The organism is Ferrovibrio sp. GW821-FHT12D07 (genome assembly GCF_058807275.1).
In genome coordinates this window covers 275943-290294 of record NZ_JBXAQN010000002.1, presented here as the reverse complement: position 1 = coordinate 290294, position 14352 = coordinate 275943, and the positions used below count along the sequence as shown (strand labels likewise).

12 protein-coding genes are annotated in these 14352 nt (G+C 62.9%); 3 read left to right on the top strand and 9 right to left on the bottom strand.

The genetic code is table 11. The annotated features are described in order from the left end of the window. Nucleotides 1-12 precede the first annotated feature (12 nt). Genes AC1RRE_RS13205 through AC1RRE_RS13165 form a run of 9 tightly spaced genes read right to left on the bottom strand, consistent with a single transcriptional unit; the run spans nucleotide 13 to nucleotide 10492 of the window. Nucleotides 13-1914, bottom strand: coding sequence for an ABC transporter substrate-binding protein (locus tag AC1RRE_RS13205; RefSeq protein WP_492981650.1), 1902 nt, complete (start codon nucleotides 1912-1914; stop codon nucleotides 13-15). Further along, the gene (locus AC1RRE_RS13200) at nucleotides 1911-3833 is read right to left on the bottom strand and encodes an ABC transporter ATP-binding protein (protein WP_492981649.1); all 1923 of its coding nucleotides are present in this window, start codon (nucleotides 3831-3833) and stop codon (nucleotides 1911-1913) included. The genes AC1RRE_RS13205 and AC1RRE_RS13200 overlap by 4 nt, the downstream gene beginning before the upstream one ends. Nucleotides 3834-3835: 2 nt before the next feature. Next, a complete protein-coding gene (locus AC1RRE_RS13195) occupies nucleotides 3836-4330 on the bottom strand; it encodes a hypothetical protein (RefSeq protein WP_492981648.1) in 495 nt (164 codons plus the stop codon). After that, nucleotides 4327-5112, bottom strand: coding sequence for a polysaccharide deacetylase family protein (locus AC1RRE_RS13190; RefSeq protein ID WP_492981647.1), 786 nt, complete (start codon nucleotides 5110-5112; stop codon nucleotides 4327-4329). Before AC1RRE_RS13190 ends, AC1RRE_RS13195 begins: the two co-directional genes overlap by 4 nt. Before the next feature lie 8 nt (nucleotides 5113-5120). Next, nucleotides 5121-6275 (bottom strand): glycosyltransferase family protein, encoded by a 1155-nt coding sequence (locus AC1RRE_RS13185; protein ID WP_492981646.1) that lies wholly within the window; start codon nucleotides 6273-6275, stop codon nucleotides 5121-5123. Nucleotides 6276-6279: 4 nt separating this feature from the next. Next, entirely contained in the window at nucleotides 6280-6852 is a 573-nt protein-coding gene (locus tag AC1RRE_RS13180; protein WP_492981645.1) for a histidine phosphatase family protein, read from the bottom strand. Continuing rightward, nucleotides 6849-7988, bottom strand: coding sequence for a glycosyltransferase family 4 protein (locus AC1RRE_RS13175; protein ID WP_492981644.1), 1140 nt, complete (start codon nucleotides 7986-7988; stop codon nucleotides 6849-6851). The genes AC1RRE_RS13180 and AC1RRE_RS13175 overlap by 4 nt, the downstream gene beginning before the upstream one ends. Before the next feature lie 9 nt (nucleotides 7989-7997). Beyond that, on the bottom strand, nucleotides 7998-9236 hold the full coding sequence (locus AC1RRE_RS13170; RefSeq protein WP_492981643.1) for a glycosyltransferase: 1239 nt from the start codon (nucleotides 9234-9236) through the stop codon (nucleotides 7998-8000). A 29-nt stretch (nucleotides 9237-9265) separates the two neighbouring features. Further along, complete coding sequence (locus AC1RRE_RS13165) at nucleotides 9266-10492, bottom strand: glycosyltransferase family protein (RefSeq protein WP_492981642.1); 1227 nt, start codon at nucleotides 10490-10492, stop codon at nucleotides 9266-9268. A 225-nt stretch (nucleotides 10493-10717) separates the two neighbouring features. Here AC1RRE_RS13165 and AC1RRE_RS13160 point away from each other — a divergent pair, with 225 nt between their 5' ends. From AC1RRE_RS13160 to AC1RRE_RS13150, 3 genes are read left to right on the top strand one after another with little or no spacing between them, the layout of a single operon-like run. Further along, complete coding sequence (locus AC1RRE_RS13160) at nucleotides 10718-13369, top strand: ABC transporter transmembrane domain-containing protein (protein WP_492981641.1); 2652 nt, start codon at nucleotides 10718-10720, stop codon at nucleotides 13367-13369. A 32-nt stretch (nucleotides 13370-13401) separates the two neighbouring features. Beyond that, nucleotides 13402-13857, top strand: a complete 456-nt coding sequence (locus AC1RRE_RS13155; protein WP_492981640.1) for a cyclic nucleotide-binding domain-containing protein — start codon at nucleotides 13402-13404, stop codon at nucleotides 13855-13857. Between the two features lie 6 nt (nucleotides 13858-13863). After that, nucleotides 13864-14352: a class I SAM-dependent methyltransferase gene (locus AC1RRE_RS13150; RefSeq protein WP_492981639.1), complete on the top strand. Its 489-nt coding sequence runs from the start codon at nucleotides 13864-13866 to the stop codon at nucleotides 14350-14352.

The window sequence follows — 14352 nt, the reverse complement described above, 5'->3', positions numbered from 1 at the left end:
GTCAAATCCGGCTTACGGCTGCAGCCAGAAGGTTTCCGGACGATAGAGGCCGATGAACGCGCCCGGGTCGTAATTGAAGACCCCTTCCTTCGGCAGGTTCCTCAGCTTCCTGCTGGCGACGATCGGCTGGAATATGCCGCTGACCACGCCGATGCTGTAGGTCTGCTCGACATGGATCGCCAGCATGCGATTCCAGATGCGGGCGCGTTCTGCCGCGTCGCCGGTATCCAGCCAGGCCTGATAAAGATCGTAAAGTTCCTGCGCCAGCGGCATGTCGATGGGTTCGCCTGACTGGTGCCCGGTTTCATGCCACTGGCCCCATTTCGGCCACTGCAGGCCGTATTGCGAGGTGGGCGCCAGTTCGTTGGGTTTGCTGTCCGCATTCGGCAGGCCGTTTTCCAGGCCCGCCCAGACCGACATCATGGCCTCGCCCGAGAAGATGCGATTACGAACCACGTCGCGCTGGCTCGGTTTGGCAAAGAGCTTGATGCCGATCTTGGCCCAGTTCTCGCCGATCAGTTCCAGGATATCGGTCTGCTCGGTATCCTCGCCGGCGGTCTCGACGATGATTTCGGCCGGGCGACCGTCACTGAGCAGGCGGATGCCGTTGCTGTCCCGTCGCGTCAGGCCGATCTGGTCGAGCAGGCGGTTGGCGGTGGTCACATCCAGCTTGGCATTGGTGTTCTGGTATTCCGGCTTGAACAGCGGGCTGTCAGGCAAGACCGTATTGTTGGATTCAATAGCCAGGCCGAAGAACAGTGATTCATTGATGGCCTGGCGGTCGATGCCGAGTGAAAGCGCATGGCGGAAGCGCACATCGCGCATCAGGCTGCGCCAGGTCGGATCGTTGCAGTTGAGGTTGGGATAAAGGGCGAAATGAGAGCCCTTGGCCGTGCGCCAGAGCAGCGTGCGGTAGCCGGCGCGCTTCTCATTTTCTTTCAGGAAGGTGAAGTTGTTGAAACTGATGTTGCGGAACTGCAGGTCGACTTCACCCGCGCCGCTTTTTGCCGGGATCAGCTTGCCATCCGCCTGCGACATGACAATGCGATCCAGATACGGCAGTTGGCGGCCGCTGCTGTCGATACGGTGGAAATAGGGGTTTCGCACGGCGATGAAGCGCACGGCCGGCGGCTTGGTTGCGATGATCCATGGATCAAGGCCCGGGATATCCGGATTGTCACCCTCGACCATGTTGTCCATGCGATTATGCAGCGCCGCCCAGTTGGCGCGCTTTTCGGCGGTCACCAGTGCGGCCAGTTTCGCCGCGTCGGCATACTTGCTGTGAAACTGCTTCAGGTAATGAGCCGGGCGGTAGAGATTGAAGGATGAGGTGCCGGCGATGCGCGGCAGGAAGGCAGCATTCCGCTTCGACCAGCTGTACCGGATGGTGGTTTCGTCGATGAATTCGACCTTGGGCTTTTCGCCATCCAGCAGCAGGTCGGCCGGCGGGCCAGCCGGGTACAGCTCCTTGTTATTGGCAACATCTTCCCAGTAGTAGCGGAAGTCTTCCGCCGTGAAGGGCTTGCCGTCCGACCAGCGGTGGCCCTTGCGCAGGTGGAAGGTGAAGACGCGCTCTTCCTGGACATCGAGCGACTCCACCAGATCGGGAACGATTTGGTAGCGCTCGTTATAGACGACCAGCCGGGTATAGCCGATCACGTTCAGCAGCCGGGTCTCGCGGGCGCGGCTGATCATGGTGCGCAGGTCGCCACCTTGCCGGCCTTCCTCGTTGGGCGCGGTAAAGGACACCACCATCGGCTTCTCCGGCAGGCGCCGGGCAATGGCCGGCAGCTTGCCGCTTGCTACATCCGCCGCGAGAGACGGTGTTTCCTGCAGGTCAGGTGTCTGCGCATGCGAAGGCGTGGCAGACGGGGCTGCGACGGCAAGGAAAGCGAAAGTGAACAGCGTCTTCATGCAACCAGATCCCGGAAATCGGCAGAGGCCGCAGCGCGGACCAGATGGCCATTACTGACCTCGATCATGCGCGGGCGCGCGTTGGCGTCAATCGTGAAGGGCTGCGGCCAGGCGGCGGGTTTCGAGGCCTTGCCCTCCATCAGCAGTCGCAGGTCGAGCCGGCTGTTCGGATCGGGCTTGGGCACGGCCGACAGCAACGCCTTGGTATAGGGATGGACAGGGTTGCTGAACAGCTGCTCGCGCGGCGCCAGTTCCACCAGCCGGCCGGCGCACATCACGGCAATGCGATCGGCGATGTAATCGACCACGGCCAGGTTGTGCGAAATGAACATATAGGTCAGGCCCAGCTCGCTTTTAAGGTCCTTCAGCAGATTCAGGATTTGCGCCTGGATCGAGACATCCAGCGCCGAGACAGGTTCGTCGCAGATCAGCAGGTCAGGTTGCAGGGCGAGGGCGCGGGCGATACCGATGCGCTGGCGCTGCCCGCCCGAGAAGGAATGCGGATAGCGCCGCAGGAAGCGCGGGTCGAGTCCGACCAGGGTCATCAGTTCCTTGACCCGGGCGAAACGCTCGTCGGAATCACCGATGCCGTGGATCACCAGCGGTTCGGAAACGATATCGAACACCGTCATGCGTGGGTTGAGCGACGAGAAGGGGTCCTGGAAAATGAACTGCACCTGCCGGCGATAGCGGAACAGGTCGTCGCCTTCCAGCTTCAGGACATCGACCTCCTTCGTGCCGTCGTTGAAGCGGATGCTGCCGCTGTCGGTGGAGACCGCACGCAGGATCATCTTGCTGGTCGTGGTTTTGCCGCATCCGGACTCGCCCACTAGGCCCAAGCATTCGCCGCGTTTCACGGTGAAGCTGACATCGTCGACGGCCGTCACGGCGCTGGACGGGCTGCGCCCGAACAGGCCGCTTTTGCGCAGGGTGAAGCTCTTGCTGACGTGAGATACGTCCAGCAGCGTTTCATTGGCCGCAGTCGTCTCCACGCGTTGCTTGCCGCTGCGTAACAGGCTGCCGACCTCACCCTTGATTTCGCGGATCGGCACGAGGCGCTCGCCCGGCTTCATGTTGAAGCGCGGCACCGCATGCAGCAGGGCCTTCAGATAGGGATGCTCCGGTGCGCCGAAGATATCCTGCAGGCCGCCGCGCTCCATGACCTGGCCGTGATACATGACGACGATCTCGTCGGCCATGTTGGCAACCACGCCAAGGTCATGGGTGATCATCAGGATCGCCATGCCCAGTTCGCCCTGCAGGTCCTTCAGCAATTTCAGGATCTGGGCCTGGATGGTGACGTCGAGCGCCGTCGTCGGTTCGTCCGCCACCAGCAGGGCGGGACGGCAGACCAGCGCCATGGCGATCATGGCGCGCTGACGCAGGCCGCCCGAGAGTTCGAAGGCATAGGTCTTGAGCGCGCGCTGCGGATCGGGGAAGCCGACCAGGCGCAACATCTCCATGGCCAGTTCGCGGGCCTGCGCATCGCTGGCGCGGCGGTGCAATTGCAAGGATTCGGTGATCTGGTCGCCGATAGTGTGCAGCGGACTGAGCGAGGTCATCGGCTCCTGGAAGATGATCGAGATGCGACCACCCTGCAGATCGCGCATGGCGCGGCCACCGCGCGGCAGGGCCGCGATATTGACGGTCTGGCCCGGCTGCATCGGATCGTTGAACAGGATTTCGCCGCCTGCGACGCGCGCCAGCTTGGGCAGGATGCCCATGATCGCCTGGCTGACCACGGATTTGCCGGAACCGGATTCACCCACCAGCGCGACCGTGCCGCCCTGCGGAATGCGGAAACTGACGCCATCGACCGCCCTGATCAGGCCCTCGGGCAGGCTGAACTGCACCTTGAGGTCTTTGACCTCAAGGACATTCGCGCTGGCTGGGGAGGTGCTGGTGGTCGGGGCGCTCATATTCAGAGACCCTTTGTGGCATGCAGATGCTCAGCATTGAGGCGGGATGTGTCGTCAATGACAGCACCATTCCGCTCGGCCGCGGCGAATGCCTGGCCAACCAGTTGCGGAAAACCGATCAACTCGCTATCGGCGCGCAAAGTTCCCCCAGTCCCCTCAATGGTCACCCGCAGCCATCCTTCGCTGCGGTCGCGGCGGGTCGAATAATACCGCAAGGTCACTTTCCGGACCTCGGGCCATGGCAGGACCAACCGCTTTCCCAAACCCCATCGGCCGGTCCGTGTCACGCCTGACGCGTCGAGTGCGATCTCGGTCTGCTGGCGCCATAACGTGACGGCGCCGAGCCAGGTCAGTAACAGGCTTAATCCGGCTAACACCGTAAAAATGACAGATTGGGGAGCGGCAAACAACAGAAGTCCCAGACACATAACCAGCCCGAGACCGGCGCGCAGGTAATCCGGCAGCAGCCGGGAGACCGGGTAATACAGGCGGGTCATGACGGGGGTATGACGTCGGCCGGGCGGCCGACCCCGAGCGCCGACGCCGTATCGATCCAGCGTATGGCCGGATGGCGTGTGACCTCGAAAAAGCGGCCTATGAAATCCCAGACAGCCTCGTCATGGCGCAGATGATGGGTCAGCAATCCTAGAGGTTGCAGCGGCAGTTCATCCAGCCGCATGCCGCGCAGCATAGTGCAGGCGGCATGCAGTGCCCGCGCCGCGCCGATTGCGGCGTTTCCGCCATGCCAGTCAACCGGATCGACCTGCGTGTTGAGCCAGGTCAGATCCATGGCGGCCCAGTATGCCGATCGTGGTTTGAAGCCCGAGATCGCGGTGAAGCCCAGGGCCGGCAACGCCGGCAACAGGTCCTCGGCGGCCCTGTTCCAGGGCGGCACCAGAATCGGCTGCAGGCGGCTGCCGAACATATCTTTCATACGGTCTTGTCCGGCCCGCAGATCATCCAGCCGGCGTGGCAGCGGACGGTCAGCCGGCAGTTCGGATTTCTTGGCCGTCACCCTTGCGTGATTCTGGTGCGCGAAACCATGCTGCAGCGCAGCAATGCCGGGCATATCCATAAGCCGGGCAGCCAGCGTGGGCTGGGCCCGGGCGGGAATGATGGCCAATGCCAGGGGTGCACCGGTGTTGTGATGGAGGGCCAGCAGCCGTTCCAGCGCCGGGGTGACCTCAATGGCATCGTCGTCACGCCACCAGATATTGGCCACACGGTCTCCGGCAGCCCAGCGATCAAGCTCGGCCTGCAGGTCCGCCCATGTGGCCATGGCCTCCATCAGCGCGGCTTGCCCAGAAGGTCATTCACCAGGCGCACGGCCTCGTCTGCGCCATCGAGGCGGATGCCGGCGCCGGCTGCCTTGGGCATGGCGAGCGCCTGATCGATGCGTTGGGCCAGACGTTCGGGTGTCAGATCGGTTTCGCGCAGCACCTGCAGCAGACCGCGTTCGGCCAGCAGTTCGGCGCGCAAGGCCTGTTCGGTTTCCTCGCCACCGGCGAAGGGAACGACAATCGCCCGTGCGCCGCTGCTCAATGTTTCCATCACGGTGTTGTAGCCGGCCTTGCTGATCGACAGCAGGCAATGCCGCAGCATGCCTGGAAAATCGGGGCGCACATGCTCGATGATGACGCCGGCACCGGCAAGCCGACGAAGATCGTCGACCGCTGTCGGGTCTTCATGGGGGCTGACAAGGATGCGCCAGGGCTTGTCGCGCGCTGCCGAAAGTGGGCGGGCAGCCAGCGCCATGCGGAACAGCGGCAGGCCGACGGCGCCGCCGCCGGCCGAGACAAGCACTTCATCCTTGCCGGCATCCGTCTTCGGCACCGCATGCTGCTCGACGATATAGCCGGTGTAGCGCAGCTGGTCTTTGATGCGCTCGGCCAGCGGAAAAGTCTTTTCGAACGGCACCACCGTCGGATCGCCGTGGATCAGGGCGTAGTCGTAGTAGTCCTGCAGCCATTGGATGCTGTCGAGGTCGCGCTCCGGCTTGGTGCGGTCGACCAGGATGTCGCGCACGGAGCAGAGCACCAGAGGACGTTTCGGCATCTTGCGGATATGCGCCAGCAGCGGCAGCAGCTCGAAGCGCATCGGGCGGCGGCCGAAGGGAAACAGTTCGGTCAGCAGTGCATCGGGTGCGAAGTCATCGAAGACCGACTGGAGCCGAGTGATGCGGTTGGCGCGCCAGGCATCGGTGACGATGGCCCCGGTCTCGTCCAACAGGACCTTGAAGGTGGCATCCTTGGCGCGGGTCGGCGGCAGTTGCACGAAGGTAATGCCATCCAGCCCGTGCAGGGTGGGATCGGGCATGCCGCCGGATACCAGTTGCACGGGACTGCCGTGGCGGGCAAAAGCCCGGGCGATGGCGGTCACGCGGTGCAGATGCCCGACGCCGAGCAGGTGCTGCACATAGATCATGACGCGCGGCGCGGACATGGCGTTACTCCAGAGGAATATTGGCGGCCAGCAGCTCGGGCCGGCCGTCTTCGGTTATGCGAAATTCCTGCAGGCAGTGCCAGTCCAGTTTCACCGGCGGCTTGCCCTGCATCGGCCAGTCGAAGGCCAGCGCGAGCAGGGCGCGGATCACGCCCTTGTGGGTCACTGCACCGGTATCGGCTTTCAGGTTGCGCAACCAGGGTAGCAGGCGTTGCTGCACCATGCGCGGGCTTTCGCCTCCGGGTGGCTGCAAATCCAGGCCAAGCGCCTCGTTGGCGGCGAAAGTATCGCCATGCAGGGTCCGCAGTTCGGCCAGCGTATGGCCTTCATAATCGCCCCAGTGCATCTCGATCAACGCCGGTTCCACGGTCGCCTGCAGATGCAGGACTTCGGCGGTCTGGCGCGCACGCAGCAGCGGGCTGACGAACCACGGATGGTAGCGATACGCAGCGGGGATGGTGCGGGTGGATAATACCGCGCGACTCGTCTCGGAGAGCGGGATATCCGCGTGTCCTTGCAGCCGCTTCGCCGCATTCCACTCTGTTGCCCCATGACGCAGCAGGACAAGCCGGGTCATGACGTCAGGCCCAGACGGTCGAATATGGCATTCAGCCGCATCTGCGCCGCCGGCATCGCGTGATTGGCGGCGACATGACGCGGCGCTTCATACGCCAGACGTTTAAGCAGGACCGGATCGGCCAGCAGCATGTTCAGTGCGACGGCCAGTGTGGCGGGCTGATCGTCCGGTGCGAGCCAGCCGCTGATATCGTGGCGCACGATGTCGGGAACGCCGCGGGTATTGACGGATAGCACCGGCAAGCCTGCCGCCTGCGCCTCCAGCAGCGCCATGCCATAGGCTTCATTGACGGCAGGCCAGACATACAGGTCACTGGCGGCGTAAAGCGCCGATAGCCGGTCCGGTTCCAGCTGGCCGATAAAGCTCACGCGATCTTTCAGCACCGCGAAAGCTGTCTCCACAGCGCTCCGCTCGGGCCCGTCGCCGACCAGCAGCAGGTGCCAGTCATGCTGAAGTGCCAGCGGCAGTGCTTCGGCCAGCCGGCGGAAGGATGCCAGCTTGTCGCCGCTGCGCATCATGCCGACAGCCAGCAGCCAGGGTTTTGCGGCCGGCAGGGCAAAGCGTTCGGCCAGGGTGCGGCGGTGGTCGTCACGCTGCGCCGCCCCCGTCATGAACAGGCCGGTTTCCAGGAAGGGCGGGAAGGGAGTGACCTTGCTCGTCCCGGCGAAGTCATTCAGGCAGATACGATCCAGCGCGGTGATGGCCAGAATGGTGTCCGCTGCGCGGATGGCAGTGGCTGCCTGTGCATAGCCGGCCGCCCAGGGGCCATCCTTGCGTTTCGGTGCGACCGAGGCCTCGGCGATCACATAGGGCAGGCCGGTCTGCGCCTTGAGTGCCGGTGCCACATAGTCGGCGGCCTTGTGATAGACGTGATAGGTGAACAGCAGATCGGGCCTGACCGCTGGATTCTGCTTCCAGGCAGCAAGCAGCCGGGTCACTTCGGCCGATGCAGTGGTGGCCGTGGCGGCCTCCTGTGCCGGATCGCCATCGCGATTGAAGCTGCGCAGATCGGACAGCAATGTCACGTCATGGCCAAGCCCGCGCAGGGCGGCCATGAACAGCCGCGCGATACGGCGATCGCCAGACGGCGCCGGATGATCCGGTGGTTTCAGCGGTGCATAGAAACCGATCCGCATGGCGCCGCCTCAGGCCGAAAGGCCGAAACGTTTCGCCAGTTCGGCAATGCCGCGGCTCATGCCGAAATCCTGCCGCACGCGGGCAGAGGCCCGATCGCCCAGCCGCTGGCGCAGCATGGGATCGACGATCAGGCGATTGAGGGCGACCGTCAGCTCGCCGACATCCTCGGCTGGTACCAGCAGGCCGGACTCGCCATCGACAATCAGTTCCGGGATGGCTGAAATCGAGGTCGCAGCGCAGGGCAGGCCCTGGCTCTGCGCTTCCATCAGCACATTGGGCAGACCGTCCATATCACCGTCTTTGTCGCGGCGGCTGGCCAGAGCGAAGATATCGGCCTCGCGATAGGCAGCGATCACTGCATCCTGCGCTTCGGCGCCGCGCCAAATGATGCGATCGGTGAGGTTGAGTTGCGCCGCCTGGGCTTTCAGGGTCGGCAGGAGAGGGCCACCACCGATATGGGTGAAATGCCAGTGCAGGTCGACGGGCAGGCGGGCCAGCGCCTGCAGCAGGATGTCATAGCCTTTCTTCTCCACCGCCCTGCCGACAGACAGCAGTTTCACCGGGTCCTGCACGTCGCGGCCATCGCGGCGCGGTCGCCAGTCCGGCGCTGCAGGGAAGCGGGAGAAATCTAGTCCGTGATAGACCAGCGAAACCTTCGCAGGCTCGCTCAGCGCCATCAGATGCGACACGTTATGGGCAGTGCAGGTCACGGCCCACTGGCAATCGGCCAGCTTTTCGCGCTTCTCCCATTCCGGTGTGATCCAGATGTCGCGGGCATGGGCCGACGCCGTCCAGGGATATTGCAGAATCTGCGCGGCATAGCGCGTGACCGAGCCCGGCGTGTGAATGAAATGGGCATGCAGATGGCGGCAGCTGTCTGGCAGTTCGGCGGCCAGCACCATCGCCTGGCCAAACCGGCGGATGCGATTGGGCGTGCGGTCACGCTTCAGGTCGCGCCACCACTGGCGCAGGGTCGCGTCATAGCCGGGCAGACGGCGGGCCTTCCACCAGCCGCGCAGGACGCGCAGCGGTTCCTGATAGAGGTATTCCGGCAGATACAGTACGCGTGCCCGGATCTGGTCATGCAGCGGATGTCGTTTCTTGTCGGTCGGATGGCGCAGCGAAACGATCATGAGGTCGAGGCCGCGTGCTTCCAGGGCGGCGATTTCCTGCGCGATAAAGGTTTCCGACAGGCGCGGATACCCTTTCAGAACGAAAGCAACGGTCGGGGAAAGTAACGCTGACATACGCTTTGTGTGCTGCGCCGGAGCGGCGGTCAGCCCCGCAACTCGACGACGTTGTCGGGTGCCATCCGCGCCGCGGGACGCAGCCAGGGCTGCACCAGGCGGTCAAGGTTATCCAGACCTTCGAGCAGGCCGGGAATGACGATTTCCGAAGGCTGGTTCTGGCGCGGCAGGTTGCGCAGGGCCGCGGCCATGACACCGGCATTATACTCGCCGTCGTCTTCCAGCATGCGAACCAGACCGAGCTGCTGTGCGCGATCGGCGCGGATATACTGCTCCATGCGCGGTCGCTTGCGCGGCATGATAATGGCGCGTTTGTCCAGGCTGAGGATTTCGCAGAAGGTGTTGTAGCCGCCCATGGCAACCACGCCGACGGCATTCTGCACCAGATGTTCCATATGGGCATCGAAGGTGATGGCCTCGACACGCGGCAGGTGAGCGACGCGGTTCAGGAAGTCGGTCCGCCGCTCCTTGTGCATGAAGGGCCCCAGCACGATCAGGGCCGGATAGGGCAGCATCTCGTTGCTCTCATAGGCGCGCAACACCCATTCGATCAGGCCTTCGCCATCGCCACCGCCGCCCGGAGTTACCAGCAGGAAAGGACGCTGGGTGATTTCCGGCAGTTGATGCTCGGGCGTCGCTTCGGCGGCATCGCGTGGCAGGTAGCCGGTATACACGACCTTGCGCCGCACCTTCTCGGGCAGGGTGATGCCTTCCAGGGGGTCGCAGAACTGCGGCAGGCCGTAGACCCAGATCTGGTCATACAGGTTCTTGAGCGCCGGCATGACGTTCTTGCGTTCCCATTCGGGCTTCAGTGCGCTGGGCTCGTCCATGACGTCGCGCAGGCCCAGCACCAGACGGGTGCCGCGGGTCTTGAGCATTTTCATGGTTTCCAGCACTTCGCCGCGCAGGCCCAGGGGCTCCTTGTCGACAATGAAGATGTCGGGGTCGAAGACGCGGGCGGTGTGCTGGATGATCTCGGCCCGCAGCTTGAGGGTTTCCTCGATATCCATCGGCAGGCTGAGCGAGGTGTATTGGCCATCCCGCAGCTTGATCACGCCGGGAATGCGCACGAAGTCAACCCGGCTGCGGAAATCGAAGCTGCCGATGATCGGCGAGCCGGACATGATCAGAACCGACATGTCCTTGTGGCGTTCGACCAAGGCATGGGCAATCGTCCGGCACCGGCGCAGATGGCCAAGTCCGAAGGTGTCGTGGCTGTAGATCAGCACACGGGTGCCATCGCTGCGCGATACCATGCTGGTCCCCCCGTTTTGGGAGCTGGGCTGGGTAATAATCTTGCGGGACTATGGCATAGGCCGGGGGGCAAGGCCAAGCCCCTGATCGGCTCCAGTCCCCCGCTGTGTTGGGGGCATGGCGTGACTGCGGGCACGTTCCATGCAACGGACACGGTTCCATGCAGGCCGGGCAATTGAGCGGAGTGCCGGGCATGGGTTAAGGTCTGGGCTGGCCTCGGAGACGTCGTGGAAAAGAATCTCTACAGCTTTATTCTCAAATACAGCCTGAAGCAGCAGGTCATCATTACCCTGCTCTCCGTCGCGTCCTTCGTGCCCTACTACTATTACCTCGCCATGCCCAAGGCGATCGTCAACCAGGGCATCCAAGGCAAGGACATCAGCTTTCCCGTCAACCTTTTCGGGATGGGCTACAGCCTCGACCATACCGATTACCTGATCGTCCTCTGCGTCGGCTTTCTCGGCCTCGTGCTGGTCCAGCAGGGCTTCAAATACATCATCAACTACTATCAGGGCGTGGCTGGCGAGCGGATGCTGCGGCGGCTGCGCTACAGTCTCTATTCGCAGATTCTGCGCTTCCCGCTGCCAACGTTCCGGCGCACCAGCCAGGGTGAGATCATTCCGATGGTCATCGCCGAGGTGGAGCCCATCGGCGGCTTCATTGGCGAAAGCTTCGCTCTGCCGATTTTCCAGGGCGGCATGCTGCTGGTTATTTTCGGGTTCCTGCTGCTTCAGAACCCGTTGATGGCGTTTGCCGCCATTGCGCTCTATCCGATCCAGTTCTATTTCGTGCCCAAAATGCAGGCCAAGGTCCGGGCGCTGGGCCGCGAGCGCATCAAGAACCAGCGCCGCCTGTCGGACCGGATCGGAGAAACCATCAGCGGCGTGACCGACCTGCATACGCATGACGTGTCGAACCGCATGCTGTCGGAATTTTCCCGGCGCCTGAGCTTCAGCTACTGGATCCGCGTCGAGATTTTTCAACGCAAGTTCATGATCAAGTTCCTGAACAATTTTATTCAGCAGCTTGGTCCGTTTTTCTTCTATGCCATCGGCGGCTACCTGACCATTCGGGGCCAGATGGATGTGGGTACGGTTGTTGCTGCGGTGAATGCCCATAAGGAAATGGCGGCGCCGTGGAAGGAGCTGCTGAATCACTACCAGACCCGCGAAGACGTGAAACAGAAGTATGAACAGGTGGTGAGTCAGTTCGAACCCGAGGGCATGCGTCCGCCGGAAGACCAGCATGACGAACCCGAGCAGGCAATCTCGCTGGCCGGCCCGCTGGTGGCCAGCAATGTCGTGCTGCACGACGACCAGGGGCTGACGGTCCTGGACAATGCGAGCCTGACGCTGCCCTGGCCGGCCCGGGTGGCTGTGGTCGGCGATCATGGCCGCGATGAGCTGATGCATGTGCTGGCCCGGACGCTGCTGCCGGCGCGCGGCAAGATCGTGCTGAACGAGCATAACACCGCTGATCTACCTGAAACGGTGACCGGACGTCGTCTCGCCTATGTCGGTCCGGCCAGCTATGTCTTCAACACCACGCTGGGCGACAACCTGTTTCTCGGACTGCGGCACCGGCCGCAGCAGTCGCGCAAGTTGGAGGGTGAGGTTCTGCAGCGTTTCGAGCGCGAGATCGCAGAGGCGCTGGCCTCGGGCAATTCACCGCATGATCCGGATGCCGACTGGACCGATTACGAGGCAGCGGGCGCCAAGAGCCCGGAAGAGATCACCGCTGTCGCCATTGCGGCCCTGAAGGCGACGGCCTTCGAAGACGATGTCTACCAGATCGGCATGCGCGGCACTGTCGACCCCGAAGCCAATCCGGATGTCGCTGATCGCGTCCTCGCGGCGCGCCGCGCGTTCCGCGATAACCTGACCAATGGTGCGCTCGCCGATCTGGTCGAAAGCTGGGACCCGGAGCGTTACAACAGCAATGCCACCGTGGCCGAGAATCTGATGTTCGGCACATCGCGCAACGGCATTTATCACGAAGACAATCTGGCCCGCGATCCGCACATGCTATCGGTGCTGGATCAGGTCGGGCTGCGCCGGCGCTTCCTGGAAATCGGATATGAAGTGGCCGGGACCATGGTTGAACTGTTCGCCGACCTGCCGCCGGATCACGCCTTCTTCCAGCAATTCAGCTTCATCTCGTCCGATGATCTGCCGGATTACAAGGACATGCTGATGCGGGTGAAGGCCGAAGCCCTGGATCAGGTTTCGGAAGACGACCGCGTCAGATTGATGTCGCTGCCGTTCAAGCTGATCCTGGCGCGCCACCGTCTGGGGCATTTCAATGAAGAGGAGCGGGCGGCAATCCTCAAGGGCCGTCGGATTTTTGCCGAAACGCTGCCGGAGAACCGGCAGGACGCCATCGCTTTCTTCGATCCGGAACATTTCACGGTATCGTCCAGTATCGTCGACAACATCCTGTTCGGTCGGGTTGCCTATGGGCAGGCGCAGGCGCAGGAAAAGATCGGCAAGGTGATGGCCGATGTGGTCGAGCAGCTCAAGCTGCGCGAACCGATCATCGCCGTCGGCCTGCAGTTTGAGGTGGGGATCGCCGGCGGCCGGCTGAATGCCGGGCAGCGCCAGAAGCTGGCCATTGCCCGCGCCTTGGTGAAGCGTCCCGACTGGCTGATGCTGTCGGAAGCCACGGCCGCAATGGACCCGCGCAGCCAGGCCACCGTACTGAAGGCAATCGTGGAAGCACGCAAGGACGCAGGTCTGGTCTGGTCGCTGCAGCGGGCGGCCGATGCCGAAGGATTCGATGTTGTGGTTCTGGTTGAAAGCGGTCGGATCAGTCAGGTCGGCTCGTTTGCCGAAATGCGCGACCGCAGCAGCCGTTTCAAGCAGATGCTTGCCCCAGCCTGAACAGATGGGGCCTGAGTGATGGAGAGCGGATCATGAGCCTGAACGAAGAAGTCGACCTGCTGCGGCGGATTCCGCTTTTTGCCAAGATCGAACCGTCGAAGCTTAAACTGCTGGCCTTTACCAGTCAGCGTCTGACCTACAAAACTGGCGATGTCCTGTTTCATCAGGGTGATCCCGGCGATGCGGCTTTTGTCATTATCGGCGGCGAGGCCGACGTGGTGGTCGATACTTCGGGCGGGCCGCTGAAGGTGGCGCATCTGAAGCAGAACGACTTCGTGGGCGAGATCGCCATCCTCTGCGATGTGCCGCGGACCGCGACCGTTACTGCCACCAGCGAGGTCACGACGCTGCGGATTGAGAAGGACCTGTTCTTCCGTCTGATCGCCGACTTCCCGCAGATCGCCATCGAGATCATGCGCGTGCTGGCCCAGCGTCTGGAGCGCACTACGGCGGACCTGCGCGAACTCTCCGCCCAGGCAAAGGGCTGAGTCCGCGTGAGCCGGTTGGACAGCTTTTTGCGCCGCCTGACGGCGCAGCGCGACATTTTGAACTGGGCCATTGCCGAAGTGGTGGCGCGCGATGGTCTGGTTCTGGAAATCGGTCTGGGCAATGGTCGGACCTACGATCATATGCGTGCAGGTCTCAGCGCCGAGCGTATTTATGCATTCGATCGCGCGAATAATGCCAATCCACGTTCTATTCCTCCGGCGGACCGGCTGCTGCTAGGAGAATTTGCTGAAACCCTGCCTGCATTTGAGGTGAAACACCCCGGCGCCGCAGTCCTCGTGCATAGCGACGCAGGCTTGGGCAATCCCGAAGAGAATATCCGGCAGGTCGCGAGGCTCAGCGGCTGGCTGCCCCCGCTGCTTGCTCCTGGCGGGCTATTGCTCAGTGATCAGAAGCTGACGCATCCTGATCTGGTACTGCAGCCGTCGCCGGTTGCGATTCCGGCGGAGCGATATTTTCTGTACATCAAGGCGTAG

Coding starts and splice junctions, on each gene's coding strand:
- AC1RRE_RS13200 (WP_492981649.1), bottom strand. CDS start 3,833: ATGAGCGCCCCGACCACCAGCACCTCCCCAGCCAGCGCGAATGTCCTT.
- AC1RRE_RS13205 (WP_492981650.1), bottom strand. CDS start 1,914: ATGAAGACGCTGTTCACTTTCGCTTTCCTTGCCGTCGCAGCCCCGTCT.
- AC1RRE_RS13165 (WP_492981642.1), bottom strand. CDS start 10,492: ATGGTATCGCGCAGCGATGGCACCCGTGTGCTGATCTACAGCCACGAC.
- AC1RRE_RS13180 (WP_492981645.1), bottom strand. CDS start 6,852: ATGACCCGGCTTGTCCTGCTGCGTCATGGGGCAACAGAGTGGAATGCG.
- AC1RRE_RS13170 (WP_492981643.1), bottom strand. CDS start 9,236: ATGTCAGCGTTACTTTCCCCGACCGTTGCTTTCGTTCTGAAAGGGTAT.
- AC1RRE_RS13175 (WP_492981644.1), bottom strand. CDS start 7,988: ATGCGGATCGGTTTCTATGCACCGCTGAAACCACCGGATCATCCGGCG.
- AC1RRE_RS13155 (WP_492981640.1), top strand. CDS start 13,402: ATGAGCCTGAACGAAGAAGTCGACCTGCTGCGGCGGATTCCGCTTTTT.
- AC1RRE_RS13185 (WP_492981646.1), bottom strand. CDS start 6,275: ATGTCCGCGCCGCGCGTCATGATCTATGTGCAGCACCTGCTCGGCGTC.
- AC1RRE_RS13195 (WP_492981648.1), bottom strand. CDS start 4,330: ATGACCCGCCTGTATTACCCGGTCTCCCGGCTGCTGCCGGATTACCTG.
- AC1RRE_RS13190 (WP_492981647.1), bottom strand. CDS start 5,112: ATGGCCACATGGGCGGACCTGCAGGCCGAGCTTGATCGCTGGGCTGCC.